General features: G+C 71.3%; 20 protein-coding genes and 1 pseudogene. 6 read left to right on the top strand and 15 right to left on the bottom strand.

Going from position 1 to position 20,384, the window contains the following annotated elements; translation table 11 throughout:
* Positions 1-59 precede the first annotated feature (59 nt).
* The 7 genes from ACPT94_RS36650 to ACPT94_RS36620 all read right to left on the bottom strand — a co-directional run bounded on the left by ACPT94_RS36650 (position 60) and on the right by ACPT94_RS36620 (position 6,880).
* Positions 60-809 (bottom strand): DUF3159 domain-containing protein, encoded by a 750-nt coding sequence (locus tag ACPT94_RS36650; protein ID WP_360347240.1) that lies wholly within the window; start codon positions 807-809, stop codon positions 60-62.
* 3 nt (positions 810-812) lie between these two features.
* Positions 813-1,211, bottom strand: a complete 399-nt coding sequence (locus tag ACPT94_RS36645; RefSeq protein WP_360347242.1) for an OB-fold nucleic acid binding domain-containing protein — start codon at positions 1,209-1,211, stop codon at positions 813-815.
* Positions 1,212-1,344: 133 nt separating this feature from the next.
* Entirely contained in the window at positions 1,345-2,061 is a 717-nt protein-coding gene (locus tag ACPT94_RS36640) for a response regulator (RefSeq protein ID WP_360347244.1), read from the bottom strand.
* The gene (locus ACPT94_RS36635; protein ID WP_360347246.1) at positions 2,055-4,691 is read right to left on the bottom strand and encodes a sensor histidine kinase; all 2,637 of its coding nucleotides are present in this window, start codon (positions 4,689-4,691) and stop codon (positions 2,055-2,057) included. Before ACPT94_RS36635 ends, ACPT94_RS36640 begins: the two co-directional genes overlap by 7 nt.
* 284 nt (positions 4,692-4,975) lie before the next feature.
* Complete coding sequence (locus tag ACPT94_RS36630; RefSeq protein WP_360347248.1) at positions 4,976-5,746, bottom strand: DUF3710 domain-containing protein; 771 nt, start codon at positions 5,744-5,746, stop codon at positions 4,976-4,978.
* Position 5,747: 1 nt separating this feature from the next.
* The gene (dut, locus tag ACPT94_RS36625) at positions 5,748-6,299 is read right to left on the bottom strand and encodes a dUTP diphosphatase (RefSeq protein ID WP_360347250.1); all 552 of its coding nucleotides are present in this window, start codon (positions 6,297-6,299) and stop codon (positions 5,748-5,750) included.
* Complete coding sequence (locus tag ACPT94_RS36620; protein ID WP_360347252.1) at positions 6,296-6,880, bottom strand: PaaI family thioesterase; 585 nt, start codon at positions 6,878-6,880, stop codon at positions 6,296-6,298. The genes dut and ACPT94_RS36620 overlap by 4 nt, the downstream gene beginning before the upstream one ends.
* A gap of 58 nt (positions 6,881-6,938) precedes the next feature.
* On the opposite strand from ACPT94_RS36620, the gene ACPT94_RS36615 reads away from it, so the two are divergent.
* Positions 6,939-7,403, top strand: a complete 465-nt coding sequence (locus ACPT94_RS36615) for a DUF3093 domain-containing protein (protein WP_360347254.1) — start codon at positions 6,939-6,941, stop codon at positions 7,401-7,403.
* 55 nt (positions 7,404-7,458) lie between these two features.
* Here the strand turns inward: ACPT94_RS36615 and ACPT94_RS36610 are convergent, their stop codons facing one another.
* From ACPT94_RS36610 to ACPT94_RS36595, 4 genes are all read right to left on the bottom strand, one after another.
* Positions 7,459-8,430, bottom strand: a complete 972-nt coding sequence (locus ACPT94_RS36610) for a hypothetical protein (protein ID WP_360347256.1) — start codon at positions 8,428-8,430, stop codon at positions 7,459-7,461.
* A 13-nt stretch (positions 8,431-8,443) separates the two neighbouring features.
* On the bottom strand, positions 8,444-8,740 hold the full coding sequence (locus ACPT94_RS36605; protein ID WP_003993510.1) for a DUF4193 domain-containing protein: 297 nt from the start codon (positions 8,738-8,740) through the stop codon (positions 8,444-8,446).
* A 396-nt stretch (positions 8,741-9,136) separates the two neighbouring features.
* Positions 9,137-10,369: a sensor histidine kinase gene (locus ACPT94_RS36600; RefSeq protein WP_360347258.1), complete on the bottom strand. Its 1,233-nt coding sequence runs from the start codon at positions 10,367-10,369 to the stop codon at positions 9,137-9,139.
* A gap of 4 nt (positions 10,370-10,373) precedes the next feature.
* Positions 10,374-11,027 (bottom strand): response regulator transcription factor, encoded by a 654-nt coding sequence (locus tag ACPT94_RS36595; RefSeq protein ID WP_003993508.1) that lies wholly within the window; start codon positions 11,025-11,027, stop codon positions 10,374-10,376.
* Between the two features lie 419 nt (positions 11,028-11,446).
* On the opposite strand from ACPT94_RS36595, the gene ACPT94_RS36590 reads away from it, so the two are divergent.
* Positions 11,447-11,620, top strand: coding sequence for a hypothetical protein (locus ACPT94_RS36590; protein ID WP_360347260.1), 174 nt, complete (start codon positions 11,447-11,449; stop codon positions 11,618-11,620).
* A 74-nt stretch (positions 11,621-11,694) separates the two neighbouring features.
* Here ACPT94_RS36590 and ACPT94_RS36585 read toward each other — a convergent pair whose 3' ends face one another.
* Both ACPT94_RS36585 and ACPT94_RS36580 read right to left on the bottom strand, forming a co-directional pair.
* Positions 11,695-12,510 (bottom strand): inositol monophosphatase family protein, encoded by an 816-nt coding sequence (locus ACPT94_RS36585; protein ID WP_360347262.1) that lies wholly within the window; start codon positions 12,508-12,510, stop codon positions 11,695-11,697.
* 8 nt (positions 12,511-12,518) lie between these two features.
* On the bottom strand, positions 12,519-13,646 hold the full coding sequence (locus ACPT94_RS36580; protein WP_360347264.1) for a ferrochelatase: 1,128 nt from the start codon (positions 13,644-13,646) through the stop codon (positions 12,519-12,521).
* A gap of 290 nt (positions 13,647-13,936) precedes the next feature.
* Here ACPT94_RS36580 and ACPT94_RS36575 point away from each other — a divergent pair, with 290 nt between their 5' ends.
* The 3 genes from ACPT94_RS36575 (at position 13,937) to sepH (ending at position 17,955) form a co-directional block, all read left to right on the top strand.
* Positions 13,937-15,175: an MFS transporter gene (locus ACPT94_RS36575; RefSeq protein ID WP_360347266.1), complete on the top strand. Its 1,239-nt coding sequence runs from the start codon at positions 13,937-13,939 to the stop codon at positions 15,173-15,175.
* A complete protein-coding gene (locus ACPT94_RS36570) occupies positions 15,135-16,454 on the top strand; it encodes a D-arabinono-1,4-lactone oxidase (protein ID WP_360347268.1) in 1,320 nt (439 codons plus the stop codon). Before ACPT94_RS36575 ends, ACPT94_RS36570 begins: the two co-directional genes overlap by 41 nt.
* A 463-nt stretch (positions 16,455-16,917) precedes the next feature.
* On the top strand, positions 16,918-17,955 hold the full coding sequence (gene sepH, locus ACPT94_RS36565) for a septation protein SepH (RefSeq protein WP_360347270.1): 1,038 nt from the start codon (positions 16,918-16,920) through the stop codon (positions 17,953-17,955).
* Positions 17,956-18,094: 139 nt separating this feature from the next.
* On the opposite strand, the gene ACPT94_RS36560 is transcribed toward sepH, so the two are convergent.
* Positions 18,095-18,946 carry a sulfurtransferase gene (locus ACPT94_RS36560; protein WP_360347272.1) on the bottom strand — a complete coding sequence of 284 codons (852 nt, stop codon included), beginning with the start codon at positions 18,944-18,946 and terminating at the stop codon, positions 18,095-18,097.
* A gap of 295 nt (positions 18,947-19,241) precedes the next feature.
* On the opposite strand from ACPT94_RS36560, the gene ACPT94_RS36555 reads away from it, so the two are divergent.
* Entirely contained in the window at positions 19,242-20,045 is an 804-nt protein-coding gene (locus tag ACPT94_RS36555) for a VOC family protein (RefSeq protein WP_425247820.1), read from the top strand.
* Positions 20,046-20,241: 196 nt separating this feature from the next.
* Here the strand turns inward: ACPT94_RS36555 and ACPT94_RS36550 are convergent.
* A pseudogene (locus tag ACPT94_RS36550) lies at positions 20,242-20,384 on the bottom strand (IS630 family transposase); the annotation flags it as partial.

Genomic DNA, 20,384 nt, shown 5'->3' with positions numbered 1-20,384 from the left:
GCTGACCGATTCAGCCCGTCCGGCGTTCGCACACCTACGAGAATGCGTGCCGGGCGGCCCTACGCCTCCCGGCGGTGCCGCCCGCCGGCCTCCGCGCCCTCCTTCGCCGCGGCCGACTCCTTCGCCGCCCTCTCCTCCGCCTCCATCTCGGCGAAGACGTCGATGGGAGCCGGCGCCTTCGCCAGGAACACCCACGTCAGCCACACGGCCAGCAGGAACGGCGGGATCTTCAGCGCGATCAGCACCCAGCCCAGCTGCGTCGTGTCGGCCCACCAGTACAGCGGAAAGAGAATCGCGCACTTCGCGAGCAGGATCAGTCCCCACGCCCAACTGGCCTTGGCGTAAGCCTTCTTGCGCCCAGGATTCCGCGTCCGCCAGGACAGGTTCTCCTTGAAGACCGGCCCGAGAATCAGGCCGAGCAACGGCACCCCGCACAGCGTCGTGACGATGTACGCCAACGACAGCCCCAGCGTGTAGAGCATGCCGGGCAGATAGAAGTCCTTCGCGTTGCCCGTCATCATCGCGAACACGACACCGAAGGCGACACCGAAGACACCGCTGAAGGCGTGCTTCACGGTGTCCTTCATGGCGAGGCGGACCACGACCAGGACCAGCGACACCGCGAGCGCGGCGATCGCCGACATGTGCAGGTCCTTGTTGATCGTGTAGATCGTGACGAAGAGCAGGCCGGGCAGCACCGTCTCGACCATGCCCCGCACTCCGCCGAACGCCTCGAACAGCGCGGCCTCCGTCACCGTCCGGGCGTCGTCCGCAGATGTCTCTTCGGTCGGCTTGTCGAGTGACGTCACCGGCTACTCCCTACCGAGGGGTCTCAGTTCGTACTTCGGGTTGAACAGCACGCGGCGGCCCCGGCTCATCGAGATCCGGCCCGATGCGATGAGGCGGCGCCCCGGTTCTATCCCCACGATGGAGCGCCTGCCCAGCCACACCACGTCCAGCGCGGCGGAACCGTCGAACAGCTCGGCCTCCAGGGCGGGGACCCCGGCGCGCGGCCGCAGGGTGACCGTGCGCAAGGTACCAGTAACCGTCACTATCTGTCGGTCCTGGCAGTCTCCGATCCGGATGCAGCCGGCCGTGTCGGCGTCCTCCCGCAGCTCCTCGGACTCCAGGTCCTCCTGCGACGAGGAGAGCCGGTCGAGCATGCGCCGGAACCGGCCCACCGGCTTTTCGGAACGAGGGACAGCACTCATATCAGAAGCGTACCGGGGCACACCGACAGGGCCGCACTCACGTACCGACGCCCGAACCGGCCCACATCCACGACCCGGCCCACTCCCGGACTCCGCCCCACTCCCACGATCTGCCCCGCTGTCCCGATCCGGCTCATTTCTCGAACCGGTACCCCATCCCCGGCTCGGTGATGAAGTGCTTGGGGTGCGAGGGGTCCGCCTCCAGCTTTCTGCGCAACTGTGCCATGTACACGCGCAGATAGTTCGTCTCCGTCCCGTACGACGGCCCCCACACCTCCTGCAACAGCTGCTTCTGGCTGACCAGACGGCCGGGGCTGCGCACCAGCACCTCCAGCAGATGCCACTCCGTGGGCGTCAGCCGTACGTCCCTGCCACCCCGGTTGACCTTCTTCGCGGCCAGGTCGACGGTGAAGCCGTCGGTCTCGACCAGGACGTCGTCCTCACCGCCGCCGGCGGGTTCGGCCCGGCGGACGGCGGCCCGCAGCCGGGCCAGCAACTCGTCCATGCCGAAGGGCTTGGTGACGTAGTCGTCGGCGCCCGCGTCGAGCGCCTCGACCTTCTCGTCGGAGGAGTGCCGGGCGGACAGCACCAGGATCGGCACCCGGGTCCAGCCCCGAAGTCCCTTGATCACCTCGACGCCGTCCATGTCGGGCAGTCCCAGGTCGAGGACCACCACGTCCGGGTGACGGGCGGCGGCGAGCCGGAGGGCGGTGGCCCCGTCGTGGGCCGCGTCCACCTCGTACTTGCGCGCCTTGAGGTTGATGACGAGGGCGCGCACGATCTGCGGCTCGTCGTCGATGACGAGGACCCTCGTGGGGGTCTGGGGGGTCCCCCCGGTCGGGCTCACCATGAAGCCTGCCTTTCGGTCGGTGCGGGGTGTTCTCGCGATGTGCCGGGGTCGTCGGGAGGCCGGGGCGGGGCCGGCCGCCCGTCCCCGGCGAGGTCGACAGGCCGTACGTCAGCCGCCCCACCCCGCTCCGTCCGGTCCTCCGCCGCCCGCACGGTGAGCACCATCGTCAGCCCTCCCCCCGGTGTGTCCTCCGCGTTGAGGGTGCCGCCCATCGCCTCGGCGAAGCCGCGCGCGACCGCGAGGCCCAGTCCGACGCCGGCCCCGCGCGGAGCGTCACCGTACCGCTGGAAGGGTTCGAAGATCCGCTCCTTGGCCTCGTCCGGGACGCCCGGCCCGCGGTCCACGACCCGTACCTCCACCCGATGGGCCATGGCGCTCGCCGACACGAGGACGGGCTCGCCGTCCGGGCTGTACTTGACGGCGTTCTCGACCAGGTTGGCCACCGACCGCTCCAGCAGCCCGGAGTCCACGGCGACCATGGGCAGCGTCTCCGGGACGTCCAGCTCCACGCTGTCCTCCGGGACCCCGCCGAGCGCCATCGGCACCACCTCGTCGAGGTCGGTCTCGCGGATGAGCGCGGTGACCGTCCCGGTCTGGAGGCGGGACATGTCGAGCAGGTTGCCGACGAGATGGTCGAGCCGGTCCGCGCCCTCCTCGATCGCCGCCAGCAGTTCGGCCTCGTCCTCCTCGGACCACTCGACGTCGTCCGACCGCAGCGAGGACACCGCCGCCTTGATCCCGGCCAGCGGGGTCCGCAGGTCATGGCTGACCGCGGCCAGCAGCGCCGTCCGGATCCGGTTGCCCTCGGCCAGCGCGCGGGCCCGGTCGGCCTCCTCCTGCAGGCGCCGGCGGTCCAGGACGACGACCGCCTGCGCGGCGAACGCGGCCAGCACCCGCCGGTCCTCGGCGGGCAGCACCCGCCCGGTGAGCGCCAGCGCCACATGGTCCCCGACCGGCACGTCCACGTCGGCGTCCTCCGGCCGCTCCCCCGGTCGCCCGAATCCGGCATGGCCCGCGCAGGTCCAGGGCGCGGTGTCGCTCTCGCGCTCCAGCAGCGCAGCCGACTCCATGCCGAAGGTCTCCCGCACCCGCTCCAGCAGGGCCTCCAGGCTGGTCTCGCCGCGCAGCACGTTGCCGGCCAGGTAGGAGAGGATCTCCGACTCGGCCCGCAGCCGGGCGGCCTGCTGGGTGCGCCGGGCCGCCAGGTCCACCACCGACGCCACCGACACCCCCACCCCGACGAAGATCACGATGGCGACGATGTTCTTGGGGTCGGCGATCGTCCAGTGATGCAGGGGTGGTGTGTAGAAGTAGTTCAGCAGCAGGGAGCCCAGGGCCGCCGAGGCCAGGGCCGGCAGCAGCCCGCCGAGGAGTGCCGCCGCCACCGTCACCGTCAGGAACAGCAGCATGTCGTTGGCCAGGCCGAGGTGGACGGTGCTGAGCAGCACCGCCAGCACGGCCGGACCGGCCAGGCCGACCAGCCAGCCCGAGATGATGCGGGTCCGCCCGAGTCGGGCACCCCGGGCCACCGGCAGCCCTCGCCCCTTGGCGACCTCCTCGTGGGTGACGATGTGCACGTCGAGGTCGGGCCCCGACTCCCGGGCGACCGTCGCTCCGACGCCGGGTCCGAAGACGTACTGCCAGGCCTTGCGGCGGGAGGAGCCGAGGACGATCTGGGTGGCGTTCACACCGCGCGCGAAGTCCAGCAGGGCGGCCGGTATGTCGTCGCCCACGACATGGTGGAAGGTGCCGCCGAGGTCCTCGACGAGGGTGCGTTGCACGGCCAGTTCCTTCGGCGAGGCCGAGGTCAGGCCGTCGCTGCGCGCTATGTAGACGGCGAGCACCTCGCCACCGGCGCCCTTCTCGGCCAGCCGCGCCCCGCGCCGGATCAGCGTCCGTCCCTCCGGGCCGCCGGTCAGCCCGACCACGATCCGCTCCCGCGACCCCCAGATCGCCGACACGCGGTGCTCGCGGCGGTACTGCTGCAGGTACTCGTCGACCCGGTCGGCGACCCACAGCAGGGCCAGTTCCCGCAGGGCGGTGAGGTTTCCGGGGCGGAAGTAGTTCGACAGGGCCGCGTCGACCTTGTCCGGCCGGTAGATGTTGCCGTGCGCCATCCGGCGGCGCAGGGCCTGCGGTGACATGTCGACCAGCTCGATCTGGTCGGCCCGTCGTACGAACTCGTCCGGGACGGTCTCCTGCTGCCGGACCCCCGTGATCGACTCCACGACATCGCCGAGGGACTCCAGGTGCTGGATGTTCACCGTGGAGACGACGTCGATGCCGGCCGCGAGCAGCTCCTCCATGTCCTGCCAGCGCTTGGCGTTGCGCGAACCCGGGACGTTGGTGTGGGCGAGCTCGTCCACCAGGGCGACCTGGGGGCGGCGGGCGAGCACCGCGTCCACGTCCATCTCGGTGAAGACGCCGCCCCGGTACTCCAGCGCGCGGCGCGGGACCTGCTCCAGGCCGTGCAGCATCACCTCGGTGCGCGGCCGGTCGTAGTGCTCCACGACCGCCACCACGCAGTCCGTGCCCCGCTCCACCCGCCGGTGCGCCTCGGACAGCATCGCGTAGGTCTTGCCCACACCCGGTGCCGCACCGAGGTAGATCCGAAGCTTGCCGCGTGCCATGGCCCCATTGTCTTCCCGTACCTGCTGCGTGGGCAGCGTCGACCTTACGGCCAACGATTCCGGCAAAGGGGACGCGATGGTGGGCACGAGACGCCTTTGACGCGACTCTGACGCGGCGGGCACATCCCAGGTCGACCGGGCCATACGCCCTCCCCCTCACTCTTCGTCGCTTCCCTCTCACCGGTTCATCGGATGAGACCCCCCGATCGGTTCACACCGGCCGTCAGGAATCCGCGCAGCAGAAAGGGCCGCACCCACGGGGGTGTGGCCCTTCTCGCGTCTGTCTAGCGGACCTCGGTGATCTCCGGTCCGCGCTGCAGCTGCCCCATGCCGCCGGAGAACCGGGAGCCGGCCTCCTCCTGCTGGACGCCCTCGGGGACCATCTGCGCGTCGTTCGGCAGCTTGAGGACGATCGGGTCGCGGGGCGCCATCGGGCCGTCGCCGCGGACCACGACCGTGTCCCGGAAGATCTGCTCCAGCAGACCGGCCGCCTGCGGCTGCACCGCGCCCTGGCCCGAGATCACACCGCGCAGGAACCAGCGGGGACCGTCCACACCGACGAACCGCACGACCTGGAACCCACCCGTGCCGTCCGGCAGCTGCACCGGCACCTGTGCCCGCAGCTCCCAGCCCAGCGGGCCCTCGACCTCGTCGACGATGCCGCCCTGCTGGGTGATGCCCGAGCCGATCTCCTCGCGCACCTCGCCCCAGATGCCCTCGCGCTTGGGCGCGGCGAAGGCCTGCAACTGGATGGCGCTGTCGCGCAGTACGACGGTGGCCGCGACGATCGCGTCGCCCGCGACCTCGACCCGCAGCTCCATGCCGTCGACCCCGGGCACGAAGAGCCCGCCCAGGTCCACGCGGCCCTCACCGGGGTCGCGCACCTCCGAGCTGTCCCACGGCCCGTCGGGCCGCGGCTCGGGCTCCAGCCGTACGCGCTCGCGCTCACCCTCGCCCGTTACCTCGTCCGCCTCAGTGTCGACACTGTCGACGACCTGCTCGGCCTCGCCGGCCGCGTCCTCGGCGGCACCCTTCTTCTTGCGACGTCCGAACACGTCACTGTCCTTCCCGGTCGGATACGACCGAAGCGTATCGATTCCCACCCGTCGCGCCGCCCATGGCGGCCTGACCGCTTGTGTTGCCTCCGCCGTCCACCGCGGCGTGGCCGCCGGTGGACCCGAAGCCCCCCTCGGCCCGCGCCGAGCCGGGAAGCTCCGCGACCTCCTGGAAGCGGACCCTCTCGACCTGCTGGACGACCAGTTGGGCAATCCGGTCGAAGCGCTCGAACCGCACGGACTCGCGCGGGTCGAGATTCACCACGATCACCTTGATCTCCCCACGGTACCCGGCATCAACCGTCCCCGGGGCATTCACGAGGGCGACGCCGCACCGGGCGGCGAGCCCCGAACGCGGATGCACGAAGGCCGCGTACCCCTCGGGCAGCGCGATGGACACTCCCGTGGGCAGCACCGCCCGCTCCCCCGGCGCCAGCTCCCGGCTCTCGGTGGTCCGCAGATCGGCCCCCGCGTCATCGTCGTGCGCGTACGTCGGAAGCGGTACGTCGGGGTCGACGCGCCGGATCAGGACGTTCACGGGAGGACGGCTCACGGGTTCACCTCGAAGGCGCGGGCACGCCGGACCTGGTCCGGGTCGCTCATGGCGGCCTGGATCTCTTCCTCACGGCCGTGGTGGACGAAGTGCTCGACCTTGACCTCGAGGAAGAGCGCGTCCGCGCGGACGGCGACGGGTCCCTCGGGGCCGCCGATGCGCCCGGTGGCGGTCGAGTAAATCTTCCGGCCGGCCACCGCCGTCACCTCGGCCTCCACGTACAGGGTCGTACCGACGGGCACGGGCCGCACGAAGTCGGTCTCGAGCCGTCCGGTCACGGCGATCGTCCGCAGCAGCCAGTTCAGCGAGCCGAGCGTCTCGTCCAGGGCGCTGGCCAGGACACCGCCGTGCGCCAGGCCGGGCGCCCCCTGGTGAGCGGGCTGCACGGTGAACTCGGCGGTGACGCTGACCCCTTCGCCGGCCCGTGCCTCCAGACGCAGCCCGTGCGACTGCGCACCGCCGCACCCGAAACACTGTTCGTAGTGGGCACCGAGAAGCTCGCCGGGCAGGGGAGCATCGGGGTGCCGAACCGGTTCCACGGCGTCGGCCGGAGGTTGAAGGGCTGCGGAAGTACCTCTCACAGCCGCAGACCTTACCCGCGCGTCGGCGGAATCCGGGCACCGTGCCAAGCTTGGCCTCATGCAGCTCTCCACCACCCCGTACGAAGAACGCCTCACGGCCCCCCGCTCGTGGTGGTTGGTGTCGTTCCTCGTGGGCGTCGCCTTCGCCCTGATCCTGCTGCCCTTCGGCACCCTGCCGCTGCTCGGCGGCCTGGTCGGCGGCACCGCCGCCGCGGCGGTCGTGGCCAGCTCCTACGGCTCCGTCCGCATCCGGGTCGTGGGCGACTCGCTGATCGCGGGCGAGGCGAAGATCCCGGTCACGGCGCTGGGCGAGGCGGAGGTCCTGGACCCCGAGGAGGCGCGCGCCTGGCGTACGTACAAGGCCGACACCCGCGCCTTCCTGCTGCTGCGGGCCTACATCCCCACGGCGCTGCGCGTGGAGGTCGCCGACCCCCAGGACCCGACGCCGTACCTGTACCTGTCGACGCGGGAGCCGGAGCGTCTGGCCGAGGCGCTGCGGACGGCGCGGGAGGCCGCGGCCTAGGCAAAGGTTTCGCCCGCGCCGCGCAAAGACTTCTCAGCCCCTTCTCAGCCCCTTCTCAGTCCCCGGTTTCCTCGGGGGCTTCGCCGAGGGGCAGGGGGCGCTCCGGCCTCTCCAGGGGCGGGAGGTCGGGCAGGGCGTCCCACGGCACCTGGACCTTGCGCAGGTCGGTCCGGATCTTCGCGGCCAGCTTCTTGGTGTCCCGCCGGTTCATGACCGCGCCCACCGCGGCTCCCACCAGGAACGGCATCAGGTTCGGCAGGTCGCGGACCATGCGCTTCATGATCTGCTGGCGCAGCTCGCGCTTCATCTGGCCGCTCAGGGCGCCGTTGAGCGAGGCGGGTTTCATCACGTCGACCCCGCGTTCGCCCGACCACGCGCGCAGATACGCGGTGCTTCGGTCCTTGAGGTTCCCCGGCGGCCGCACGCCGTAGACCTCGTGGAGTTCGGCGATCAGCTTGAGCTCGATCGCCGCGACGCCGGTGATCTCGGCGGCGATCTCGGTCGGCATCGCGGGCGGCACGGGCAGCATGGCCGCCGCGCCGACGCCCGCTCCGACGGTGGAGGTGGCGTTCGCCGCGCCCGTCACGAGCTTGTCGGCGAGCTGCTCCGGCCCGAGGCCGGGGAACTGCCTGCGGAGGGTGGGGAGGTCCCGTACGGGGATCCTCGGGGCGTTCTCGATGATCCGGTCGGCGAGGTAGGCCACGCCCGCCCTGGCGCGGCTGCCGCCCTTGCGGACGCCTTCCCTGGCGCGGCTGCCGCCCTTGCGGACACCATCCCTGGCCAGGTCCACGGCCTTGTCCCGGATCACCGCCGCCCGTCGCCTGGCGACGGGCGCGGCGCCCTGCGCCGGAGCCGGGAGGTCACCCCGGTCGTCCGTCGGTTCGAGCGAGGCCGATCCTGCCGGGACCACTCCCGTACCGGATGAGCCTCGCTCGTCGTCACGCACGCCTTGAGGGCCGTCGGACGGCCCCTTGTCCGCTCCCCGCGAAGGGAGACGGCGCTTCCGAGGAGGGGTCGAGCCAGTCACGGCCGACCCGCCCTCAGTCGCAGTCGCGGCAGATCGGCTGGCCGTTCTTCTCCCGGGCCAGCTGGCTGCGGTGGTGAACCAGGAAGCAGCTCATGCAGGTGAACTCGTCCTGCTGCTTCGGCAGCACCCGGACAGCCAGCTCCTCATTGGAGAGGTCTGCGCCGGGCAGCTCCAGGCCCTCCGCGGCCTCGAACTCGTCGACATCGACGGCGGAGGCGGACTTGTCGTTCCGCCGGGCCTTCAGCTCTTCAAGGCTGTCGGAGTCGACATCGTCGTCGGTCTTGCGTGGGGTGTCGTAATCGGTTGCCATTTCGCCTCTCCCCCTCTGGGTGTCTGCGGTGTCTCCAGCGCACGTAACGCGTGAGAGGCCGGACTTGTGCCCGCCTCGAGGCGGAGATTTTGCCTCACATCAAGGTCTGTTACTCAATCGACACCCAACCGGACTCCTCACGAGTGATCGGGTTGGATGGCGATCGGGACCGTACACGGTCCGAATGTCGCACTTCAAAGGCACCTCACCGTGTACTTCCCGTGATCAGGACCCCTGAAAACCCGGAGTTTCCGGACTTTCCAGCGTCCCTCATGATCACGGAGAGTAGATGGCCGGAAAACCGCCCCTGTGATCGATCACACATGCGGGAGCTGCGTCACAGCCCCGAAAATTCCGCGCAAAGCGAACAACCCCGCGTGTGTCGGCGACATGATCTCAGAGAGGGAGCATGACGCGCATCATGAGCCCTCCCCCTTCACGCGGCTGAGCGGTGATGTGGCCGCCGTGCGCCCGGGCCACGGACCGCACGATGGACAGGCCGAGCCCCACGCCCTTGTCGCTCCCCGTGCGCTCCGTACGCAGCCGCCGGAAGGGCTCGAAGAGGTTGTCGATCTCGTACGCCGGGACGACCGGTCCCGTGTTCGACACGACGAGGACCGCCTGGCCGTGCTGGACCTCGGTGGTCACCTCGACCCAGCCGTCCTCGGGCACGTTGTAGCGCACGGCGTTCTGCACCAGGTTCAGGGCGATCCGCTCCAGCAGCACGCCGTTGCCCTGAACGACGGCCGACTCGCGCTTGCCGCGGATCTCGACGCCCTTGGCCGCGGCCTCGCCGTGCACCTGGTCGATGGCCTGCCCGGCGACCTCGGCGAGGTCCACCGGCTTGCGCTCGACGATCTGGTTGTCGCTGCGGGCGAGCAGCAGCAGGCCCTCCACGAGCTGCTCGCTGCGCTCGTTGGTGGCGAGCAGCGTCTTGCCGAGCTGCTGGAGCTCCACCGGCGCGTTCGGGTCGGAGAGGTGCACCTCGAGGAGCGTGCGGTTGATCGCGAGCGGCGTTCTCAGCTCGTGCGAGGCGTTGCCCACGAAGCGCTGCTGGGCGGTGAAGGCGCGCTGCAACCGCTCCAGCATGTCGTCGAAGGTGTCGGCCAGCTCCTTGAGCTCGTCGTCCGGTCCGTCCAGCTCGATACGGCGGGAGAGGTCGGAGCCGGCGACCGAGCGGGCGGTGCGCAGGATCCTGCCGAGCGGCGCGAGCACACGGCCCGCCATGGCGTAGCCGAAGGCGAAGGCGATGATCGCGAGGCCGAGCAGCGCCAGCAGGGAGCGGCTGAGCAGGTTGTCCAGGGCGTGCCGGCGCTGCTCGTTCACGCACTCGTACATCGCGTGGTTGAGCTCGGTCGCGGTCGGCTTCAGCGGGAAGTTGCAGGTGTCGCTGGCCACCTCACCGGAGATGATCTTGAAAGGCAGTTCGCTGCCCACGTTGAGCGCGCTCGCGGCGAACAGGTAGATGATCGACAGCAGCAGGATGCCGGCGATCAGGAACATCCCGCCGTACAGCAGGGTGAGTCGTATGCGGATCGTCGGGCGCAGCCAGGGGAAGGGAGCCTGCGGCTTCCTGGGGTCCCAGGTGGGCTTGGGGGGCGCCTGGGGAGGCGCGGGTGTCGTGGCCACGGGGTCAGATCCGGTAGCCGGAGCCGGGGACGGTGACGATCACCGGTGGTTCACCGAGCTTTCGGCGCAGGGTCATGACGGTCACGCGCACCACGTTGGTGAACGGATCGGTGTTCTCGTCCCAGGCCTTCTCCAGGAGCTGCTCCGCGGAGACGACCGCGCCCTCGCTGCGCATCAGCACCTCCAGGACGGCGAACTCCTTGGGTGCGAGCTGGACCTCCTTGCCGTCGCGGAAGACCTCGCGGCGGTTGGGGTCGAGCTTGATGCCGGCCCGCTCCAGGACGGGCGGCAGGGGCACGCTGGTGCGCCGGCCGAGGGCACGCACGCGTGCGATGAGCTCGCTGAAGGCGAAGGGCTTGGGGAGATAGTCGTCGGCGCCGATCTCCAGGCCCTCGACGCGGTCGCTGACGTCGCCGGAGGCCGTGAGCATCAGCACGCGCGTGGGCATGCCCAGTTCGACGATCTTGCGGCAGACGTCGTCGCCGTGCACGAGCGGGAGGTCGCGATCGAGGACGACCACGTCGTAGTCGTTGACGCCGATGCGCTCCAGGGCGGCCGCACCGTCGTACACGACGTCGACGGCCATGGCCTCCCGGCGCAGTCCGGTGGCCACCGCATCGGCGAGCAGCTGCTCGTCCTCGACGACGAGTACGCGCACGTCGCTTGTCCTTCCTGTGTCCACCCGCGTAGCGCTCCGTGAGCGCACGCGGGCAGGGGTCTTGGTGGGTGTGTGCTTCCATCCTGCCCTTTTCGGCCATAAGTCGGCGGTAAGGCGGGTGAGGGCGCCATGAAGGACGGGTGTGAAGCCCGGGAATGCCAGATTTTCTCGTTCGGTTGAGGTTTCCGCGGAAGGGAGCGGGGGGAGGACGGCTTTACACCCCGCGATCACGCTCTGCATGTGCCGCAGCACCATGTGGTACTCCGCGATCCACTTGCCGCAGAGTGGGCGTGGGTGTCCGGCACCGTCGCCGCCCAGCAGGGCAGCGTGCTGGGCATCCACCGGAGACGTGATCGCCCCTTCCCGAACCGGCACACCCCCGTGCCACCGACCCACGACCCAGGACGAGGGGGCGCAGCATGGACGCATTCACCGCAGGACTTCTGCAGCGCATAAAGGCGACCGAGTCCGACCTGACGCGGGCTCGTGACGAGGGCGACGACTTCCTCGTCGAGGTGGAGCAGGGCGAGCTCGACGACCTGCGCCGCCTCGCCGCCGAGCACGGCGTGGAAGTCCACGCGTCAAGCGTCTGAGCAGTTCCAGCGCACGACGGAGGGGCCCCGGCGAATCCAGCGCCGGGGCCCCTTCGCGTGCCGAAGCACCTGTCTCAGTCGTGCCAGGCGCCGAAGTCCTCCAGGAGCCGCTGGAGGGGCTCGAAGACGGCCGGGGTCCCCGCGACCGCGAGATCGCGTGAGGGGCGCTCTCCGGGGCGTCCACCGGTCAGTGCGCCCGCCTCCCGGGCGATCAGGTCGCCCGCGGCGAGGTCCCAGGGGTGCAGGCCGCGCTCGTAGTACCCGTCGAGGCGGCCGGCGGCCACGTCGCAGAGATCGACGGCCGCGGAGCCGCCGCGCCGGATGTCCCGCAGCAGTGGTATCAGTTTCTGCGCCACGTCGGCCTGGTGGGCGCGGACCTCGGTGACGTAGTTGAAGCCGGTGGAGATCAGGGCCTGGTCGAGGGGCGCCGGGGGACGGCAGGCGAGGGCGCGCTCGCCCTCCCAGGGGCCGGTCGCCCAGGCCCCGGCGCCGCGCACCGCGTGGTACGTCTCGCCGCGCATCGGGATGGCGACCACCCCGACGACCCTCTCGCCGTCCTGTTCGGCCGCGATGGAGACGGCCCAGGTGGGCAGCCCGTAGAGGTAGTTGACCGTGCCGTCGAGGGGGTCGATCACCCAGCGGATGCCGCTGCTGCCGTCGCTGGAGGCGCCCTCCTCGCCGAGGAAGCCGTCGTCGGGGCGGTGATCGGAGATCAGGCCCGTGATCAGCTTCTCGGCCGCGATGTCCATCTCGGTGACCACGTCGATGGGGCTCGACTTGGTGGCGGCGACCGTGAGGTCGGCCGGGCGGCCGTCCCGCAGCAGCTCGCCGGCCCGGCGGGCGGCTTCCTTGGCGAGCTTGAGCAGGTCCGTGTGCAGGGGGTCGGTCACGGGGATCCTCACGCGTAGGGGCTGTCGGCGCCCGCGGCGGCGGGCCTCGGGGCGCGGGCCGGGCAGCAGCCGACCGGGCAGAGGTCGTGGCTGGCGCCCAGCGCGCCGAGGGCGCACGGGGTGACGTCCCGGCCGCTCTCGGCCGCGGCGCGCTCCAGGACGAGCTCGCGGACGGCGGCGGCGAAGCGCGGGTCGGCGCCAACGGTGGCCGAGCGGCGCACCGGCAGGCCCAGCTCCTCGGCCTTAGCCCTGGCCTCCGTGTCGAGGTCATAGAGGACCTCCATGTGGTCGGAGACGAAGCCGATGGGGGCCATCACGACGGCCGGGACCCCGGCGGCGTGCCGCTCCTCCAGGTGGTCGCAGATGTCGGGCTCCAGCCAGGGGATCTGCGGGGCGCCGGAGCGGGACTGGTAGACGAGCTGCCAGGGGTGGTCGACGCCGGTGCGCTCACGGACGGCGTCGGCGATCAGCCGCGCCACGTCCAGGTGCTGCCTGACGTACGCCCCGCCGTCGCCGTGGTCCTCCACGGGGCCGGAGGTGTCGGCGGCGGCGATGGGGATCGAGTGGGTCGTGAACGCGAGGTGTGCGCCGTCCCGGACGTCCTCGGGGAGGTCGGCGAGGGAGCGGACCACGCCGTCGATCATGGGTTCCAGGAAGCCGGGGTGATTGAAGTAGTGCCGCAGCTTGTCGATCTTCGGCAGCTCCAGGCCCTCGGCCTCCAGGGCGGCCAGCGAGTCGGCGAGGTTCTCGCGGTACTGACGGCAGCCGGAGTACGAGGCGTAGGCGCTGGTGGCGAGGACGAGGATGCGGCGGCGGCCGTCGGCGACCATCTCGCGCAGGGTGTCCGTCAGGTACGGGGCCCAGTTGCGGTTGCCCCAGTGGATCGGCAGGTCCAGGCCGTGGTCGGCGAAGTCCTTGCGCAGGGCGTCCAGCAGGGCGCGGTTCTGGTCGTTGATGGGGCTGACCCCGCCGAACAGGAAGTAGTGCTGACCCACTTCCTTGAGGCGTTCCTTGGGGATGCCGCGCCCGCGCGTCACGTTCTCCAGGAACGGGACCACGTCGTCCGGGCCTTCCGGGCCGCCGAAGGAGAGCAGGAGCAGGGCGTCGTAAGGGGTGGCATCGAGCGCGTCTGGCATGTCTCGATCCTGCCACCCGGCACTGACAGCCGGGAAACGGCGGGGTGTCCGGGAGGGGTGCGCGGACGGGGGCGGCCGGAGGGAGGGCCGGACGGCGCGCGGGGGCGCGCGCGAAGGGGGTCGCAGAGGGTGCGTTAGGGTTGCCTAACTCCGTAAGCTGTATGAGCTGCATTCACGCCTTACCATCCCCGTCGCGCTCCATGCACGCCTTACCGAACCCCGTAGAGCCGCCTTACCTCGCGCCGTGCCGAGCCGCCACGCACGCGTGACCGGACCCACCGGAGACCTCCGTGCCCAGCCCCTACCGCGCCCTGTTCGCCGCCCCCGGCTCCAAGGGTTTCTCCGCCGCGGGGTTCCTCGGCCGGATGCCGCTGTCGATGATGGGCATCGGCGTGGTCACGATGGTCTCCCAGCTCACCGGGCGCTACGGGCTCGCGGGCGCCCTGTCGGCGACCATCGCGCTGGCGGCCGCGGCGATCGGACCGCAGATCTCCCGCCTGGTGGACCAGTACGGGCAGCGCAGGGTGCTGCGCCCCGCCACGCTGGTCGCGCTCGCCGCGGCCGCCGGGCTGCTGCTGGCCGCGCACTTCGACTGGCCGGACTGGGTGCTGTTCGTGTGCGCCGCCGGGATCGGCTCCGTGCCGAGTCTCGGCGCGATGATCCGGGCCCGCTGGGCGGCTGTGTACCGGGGCACCCCACAGCTGCACACCGCGTACTCCTTCGAGTCCGTGGTGGACGAGGTGTGCTTCATCTTCGGGCCGATCATCTCCATCGGGCTGTCCACGGCCTGGTTCCCCGAGGCGGGACCGCTGCTGGCGGCCTGCTTCCTCGCCGTCGGGGTCTTCTGGCTGACCGCGCAGCGGGCCACCGAGCCCGAGCCGCATCCGCGTGAGCGACACGGCCGCGGCACGGCACTGCGCTCACCGGGCCTGCAGGTCCTGGTGGCCACGTTCGCGGCGACCGGGGCGATCTTCGGGGCGGTCGACGTGGTCACCGTCGCCTTCGCCGAGGAGCGGGGCCACAAGGGCGCCGCGAGCGTCGTCCTGGCGCTGTACGCGGCCGGTTCCTGTGCGGCCGGGCTCGTGTTCGGCCTGCTGCGCCCCGAGGGAGCGCCGGAACGGCGCTGGCTGCTGGGCGTGTTCATCATGGCCGTGAGTATGATCCCCCTCCTACTGGTCGGAAACTTGCCGTTTCTGGCCGTGGCGCTGTTCGTTGCGGGTCTGGCCATCGCTCCCACGATGATCACGACCATGTCCCTCATCGAAGAGCACGTACCACGCGCGCAACTGACCGAGGGCATGACCTGGGTGAGCACCGGGCTCGCGGTCGGGGTCGCGCTCGGCTCCTCCATCGCCGGCTGGGTCATCGACGCGGCCGGCGCGCGGGCCGGGTACGGGGTTCCGGCCGTGTCCGGGGCCGTCGCGGTCGCGGTCGGTTTCCTGGGGTACCGCCGGCTCAGCAGGCCGGCTCCGGGTCGGGGAGGCACCGTTGGGCAGCACAGCGAGCGGGAAGAACGGCACGTGGCGTAACTGGGGCGGCACTGTCGTCGCCCGCCCCGCGCGGGAGGTCACGCCCGCCTCCGTCGACGAGCTGGCCGCGGCCGTGCGCCGGGCGGCCGAGGACGGGCTGAAGGTCAAGGCGGTCGGCACCGGCCACTCCTTCACGTCGATCGCCGCGACGGACGGCGTGTTGATCCGTCCTCAGCTGCTGACCGGCATCCGCGACGTCGACCGCGACGACATGACCGTCACGGTGGAGGCCGGCACCCCGCTCAAGAGACTCAACATGGCCCTGGCGCGCGAGGGTCTGTCGCTCACCAACATGGGCGACATCATGGAGCAGACCGTCTCGGGAGCCGCCAGCACCGGCACCCACGGCACGGGCCGTGAGTCGGGCTCGATCGCCGCCCAGATCAAGGGACTCGAGCTGGTCACGGCCGACGGCTCGGTCCTCACCTGCTCCGAGAAGGAGAACCCCGAGGTCTTCGCGGCGGCACGGATCGGCCTCGGCGCCCTCGGCATCGTCACCGCGATCACCTTCGCCGTGGAGCCGGTCTTCCTGCTCACCGCGCGCGAGGAGCCGATGCCGTTCGACAAGGTCCTGGCCGACTTCGACGAACTGTGGGCCGAGAACGAGCACTTCGAGTTCTACTGGTTCCCGCACACCGGCAGCACCAACACCAAGCGCAACAACCGCAGCGCCGGTCCCCGCAAGCCGGTGGGGCAGTTCGCGGGCTGGTTCGAGGACGAGTTCCTCTCCAACGGCGTCTTCCAGGCGGCCCAGTGGGTCGGCCGGGCGGCGCCCGCCACGATCCCGGCGATCGCCCGGATCTCCAGCAAGGCCCTGTCCGCTCGCAGCTACACGGACATTCCCTACAAGGTCTTCACGTCCCCGCGCCGGGTGCGGTTCGTGGAGATGGAGTACGCCGTGCCGCGCGAGGCGGTGACGGAGACACTGCGCGAGCTGAAGGCGATGGTCGACCGCTCCGGCCTGCGGGTCAGCTTCCCGGTCGAGGTGCGCACCGCGCCGGCCGACGACATCACGCTGTCCACCGCGTCCGGACGCGACAGCGCGTACATCGCCGTCCACATGGTGAAGGGCACGCCGTACCAGGCGTACTTCACCGCCGCCGAGCGCATCTTCACCGCGCACGAGGGCCGGCCCCACTGGGGCAAGGTGCACACGCGCGACGCGGAGTACTTCGCCGGGGTCTACCCCCGCTTCGAGGAGTTCACGGCACTGCGGGACCGGCTGGACCCCGACCGCCGGTTCCAGAACGACTACTTGCGCAGGGTTCTGGGGGCGTAGCGGACCCGGCGAGACGCGGTCGCCCCCGCCTGAGGGACACTCAGGCCGGAGCGGCGACGAAACCTTTTTCCGTTTCGGGGGGTTGCGTGAGGTTCGCCACGTTCAAGATCGCGGAAACCGGGCAGCGGGCGGCCAAGTCGCACCCCTTGCCAGAAGTTGGGCGGCGCGCCAATCCACGCACGTGGCCCAAATGGAGTACTGTTGCGAGCCCTGGGTCCGGTCTCCCGCCAGGGCGTCCGGGGCCTTGCTGGACCGCCAGGAGGGGGAATCGTTGCACAGGGTGACGGACTTGGTCACTTAGCGTGGCGAATAGGTAACCGTGCCATAACGGCGATCCAGGGCCTGTGCCCGACACGCCGGGCAACTCGGCAAGGTTGTGGCAGGCTGCACCCGGGCAGGCCACACTCGACTAGCGGAAGCAGCGACGCACGTGACGTCGGCAGGCACCACCCGGGAGGTCCCCATGCCCGAACTGCGTGTCGTGGCCGTCTCGAATGACGGCACACGGCTGGTGCTGAAGGCTGCGGACAGCACGGAGTACACGCTTCCGATCGACGAGCGTCTGCGCGCCGCCGTCCGCGGCGACCGTCCCCGCCTCGGCCAGATCGAGATCGAGGTGGAGAGCCATCTCCGCCCCCGCGACATCCAGGCGCGTATAAGAGCTGGGGCCACGGCGGAGGAAGTCGCGCAGATGGCGGGCATCCCCGTCGACCGCGTCCGTCGCTTCGAGGGCCCCGTGCTGGCCGAGCGTGCCTTCATGGCCGAGCGGGCCCGCAAGACACCCGTCCGCCGGCCCGGTGAGAACGCCGCGGGGCCCCAGCTCGGCGAGGCCGTCCAGGAGCGACTGCTGCTGCGCGGCGCCGAGAAGGACAGCGTCCAGTGGGACTCCTGGCGCCGCGACGACGGCACCTGGGAAGTCCTGCTGGTCTACCGGGTCGCGGGCGAACCGCACTCCGCGAGCTGGACGTACGACCCGCCGCGCCGGCTCGTCCAGGCCGTCGACGACGAGGCGCGCTCGCTGATCGGCGAGTCCGACGACCTGGCCGCTCCCGAGCCCAGCTTTCCGTTCGTCCCCCGCATCGCCCGGCTGCCGCGCGAGCGTTCGATGGATCGCGCCCTCGAGCGGCCGAGCCTGCCCGCGCAGGCGTCCGAGCCGGCCGAGGAGAGCACCGGTGAGCGGGAACGGGACTCGCTGACCAGCCTGCTGGAGGCGGTACCGAGCTTCCGGGGCGACCTGGTCGTTCCCGAACGCCCGTCGGAGGAGCCGGACGAACCCGCGGAGGAACCGGCCGCCGAGGAACCCCCGGCGTCCGCCGCGTCCGCCGGTTCCGCCTACGCGGACGTCCTCATGCCGCCGCGCTCGGTGGGCAGCCATCGCGACCGCCTCATCGGCGCCACCGATCGTCAGGCCGAGGCCGACGGGGTTCGCCCGGGCCGTCGCGCGGCGGTGCCGAGCTGGGACGAGATCGTGTTCGGCACCCGGCGCAAGAAGCAGGAGTAGGACGCCGGGTAAGACACCGAGGGGCGACTCGCCGCGAGGGGCCGCCGGTTCGTGGACATCGGTTCGCACACAGGTTCATACGTAGGGGAGGGGTGCACCTGTTCGGTGTGCCCCTCCCCTACGTGTCGCGCTCCGAGGATCACTGCGGGTCGGGGCCCACGGCGACCGGCCGGGACGGGTCCGACGACCACTCCGACCACGAACCGACGTACAACGCCGCCGGGATGCCCGCCACCGCCAGCGCGAGCACCTCGTGGGCGCCGGAGACGCCCGAGCCGCAGTACACGCCCACCTCGGTGCCCTCGGAAGCCCCCAGCGCCTTGAAGCGGTCCTTCAGGTCCTCGGCGGGCAGAAAGCGGCCGTCCGGGCCCACGTTCTCGTTCGTCGGCGCGGAGACGGCTCCCGGAATGTGCCCGCCGACCCGGTCGATCGGCTCGACCTCGCCCCGGTACCGCTCCCCCGCGCGGGCGTCGAACAGCACACCGGAGCGGGCCAGGGCCGCGGCGCCGTCCGCGTCGAGAAGGCCGTCGGCCGCGGGCGCCGGCTCGAAGTCGCCCTCCGCGGGCGCCGGTACGTCAACCGAGAGGTCCCCCTCCCAGGACGGCAACCCGCCGTCGAGGACCCGCACGTCCGGGTGACCCGTCCAGCGCAGCAGCCACCACGCGCGGGCCGCCGCCCAGCCCTGCCCGCCGTCGTACACGACCACCGGCCGGGCCGCCGACACGCCCGCCCGGCGCATCGCCGTGCCGAACCCCGCCACGTCCGGCAGCGGATGGCGGCCGCGCGTGCCGGGCGCGCCGGCCAGGTCCCGGTCCAGGTCGATGTAGACGGCACCGGGCACATGCCCGGCCTCGTACGCGGCCCGGCCGTCGAACGGCGGCTCCCCGGCCGCCTTCGCCACACTGAGCTGCCAGCGGATGTCGAGCACGACCGGCGGGTTCTCCCCCGTCAGCTCGCTCGCGAGTTCGGATGCGGTGATGATGGCGTTCATGGACACCATCCTTGCGCACGGGGTGGCCCTGTCGTCCATGTCCGGCTACTCTGCTCCGCCGGACAGGCCCGATCACGAGGCGTACGGGATCGGACACATCCCGTACAGCCGATCGACACCCGCCGGACCTCGCCTGGACACGGACGAGGAACCGCACGGCGGGCATCCTGCCGGGACGGGGCGACGGTGCCGCGGCGCGCCCGGAGCATGGGCACCTCGGGCGGTGCGGGCATCGGCTCGAGCGCCGAGGGCGGAATGGACGCGGCCACCGCGAGGGGCCGAGGAGAGAGTGACGATGACCGAGGCACGTGGGTCGGCCGGCCTGAACGGCGAAGCACACGCCCGGTACGCGCCCGGCACACCCTGCTGGGTGAGTCTGATGGTGCACGGACTGGGCGCCACCCAGGAGTTCTACGGTGAGCTGTTCGGTTGGGAATTCCAACCCGGTCCTCAGCAGCTCGGACCGTACGTGCGGGCGCTGCTCGACGGCCGTGAGGTGGCCGGGATCGGTCAACTCCCCCCGGATCGTCACCTCCCCATCGCCTGGACGCCCTACCTCGCCTCGGACAACGTGGACACGACCGCTGAAACGGTGCGCCTGTGCGGCGGCACGCTCGGGGTGGGCCCCCTGGACGCCGCCGACGCCGGGCGCCTGGCCATCTGCTCCGACCCCTCCGGCGCCGTCTTCGGCATCTGGCAGGCGGCCGCCCACCTCGGCACGGACATCACCGGCCTGCCCGGCACCCCCGCCTGGAACGAGCTGCTGACCTTCGAGAGCGTGGGCGTCGCCAAGTTCTACGAGACGGTGTTCGGCTACGAGCAGGAGGCGGTGGTGTCCGCCGACTTCGACTACGTCACGCTGCGCGTCGCAGGCCGTCCGGTCGCCGGCATCCAGGGCGTGGGCAACACGCTGCCCCGGGATCGTGGGCCCCACTGGATGACGTACTTCGAGGTGGCCGACGCGGACGAGGCGGTCGCCGAGGTCGTCCGCCTCGGCGGGTACGTCGTCAATCCGGCCCGGGACAGCGTCCACGGACGTGTGGCCACCGTGGCCGACCCCGAGGGGGCCCGTTTCTCACTGATCCAGGACCCGCGCTGATCCCGACCGCGGAGAGGACCCAGGGCGTGTTTCGAAAGTAGCGTCGTCTGCCCGAAGGGCAGGCCCGGCGGCGTCTGGTGCGTGCGATCGCAAGGCGGAGGGTCGCCCCGGTACTGGTTGTATCGGGGCGAGCCCGACAACGCGGCGAGCATGCGTGCCAGACGCCGCCGGGCAGACGGGACTTTCGAAACACGCCCTAGTCTTCTGAGTCGGGAATTCTGTTCAGATAACTGGCGAGGCGTTCGAGGATTTCGTCCGCGGTCTTCGTCCAGACGTAGGGCTTGGGATCGGTGTTCCACATGGCGATCCAGCTGCGGATGTCCTTCTCCAGCGCGTGGA

This window comes from Streptomyces aurantiaciflavus, from assembly GCF_049808595.1.
Lineage (GTDB): Bacteria > Actinomycetota > Actinomycetes > Streptomycetales > Streptomycetaceae > Streptomyces.
This window is presented reverse-complemented; position numbering and strand designations above follow the sequence as displayed.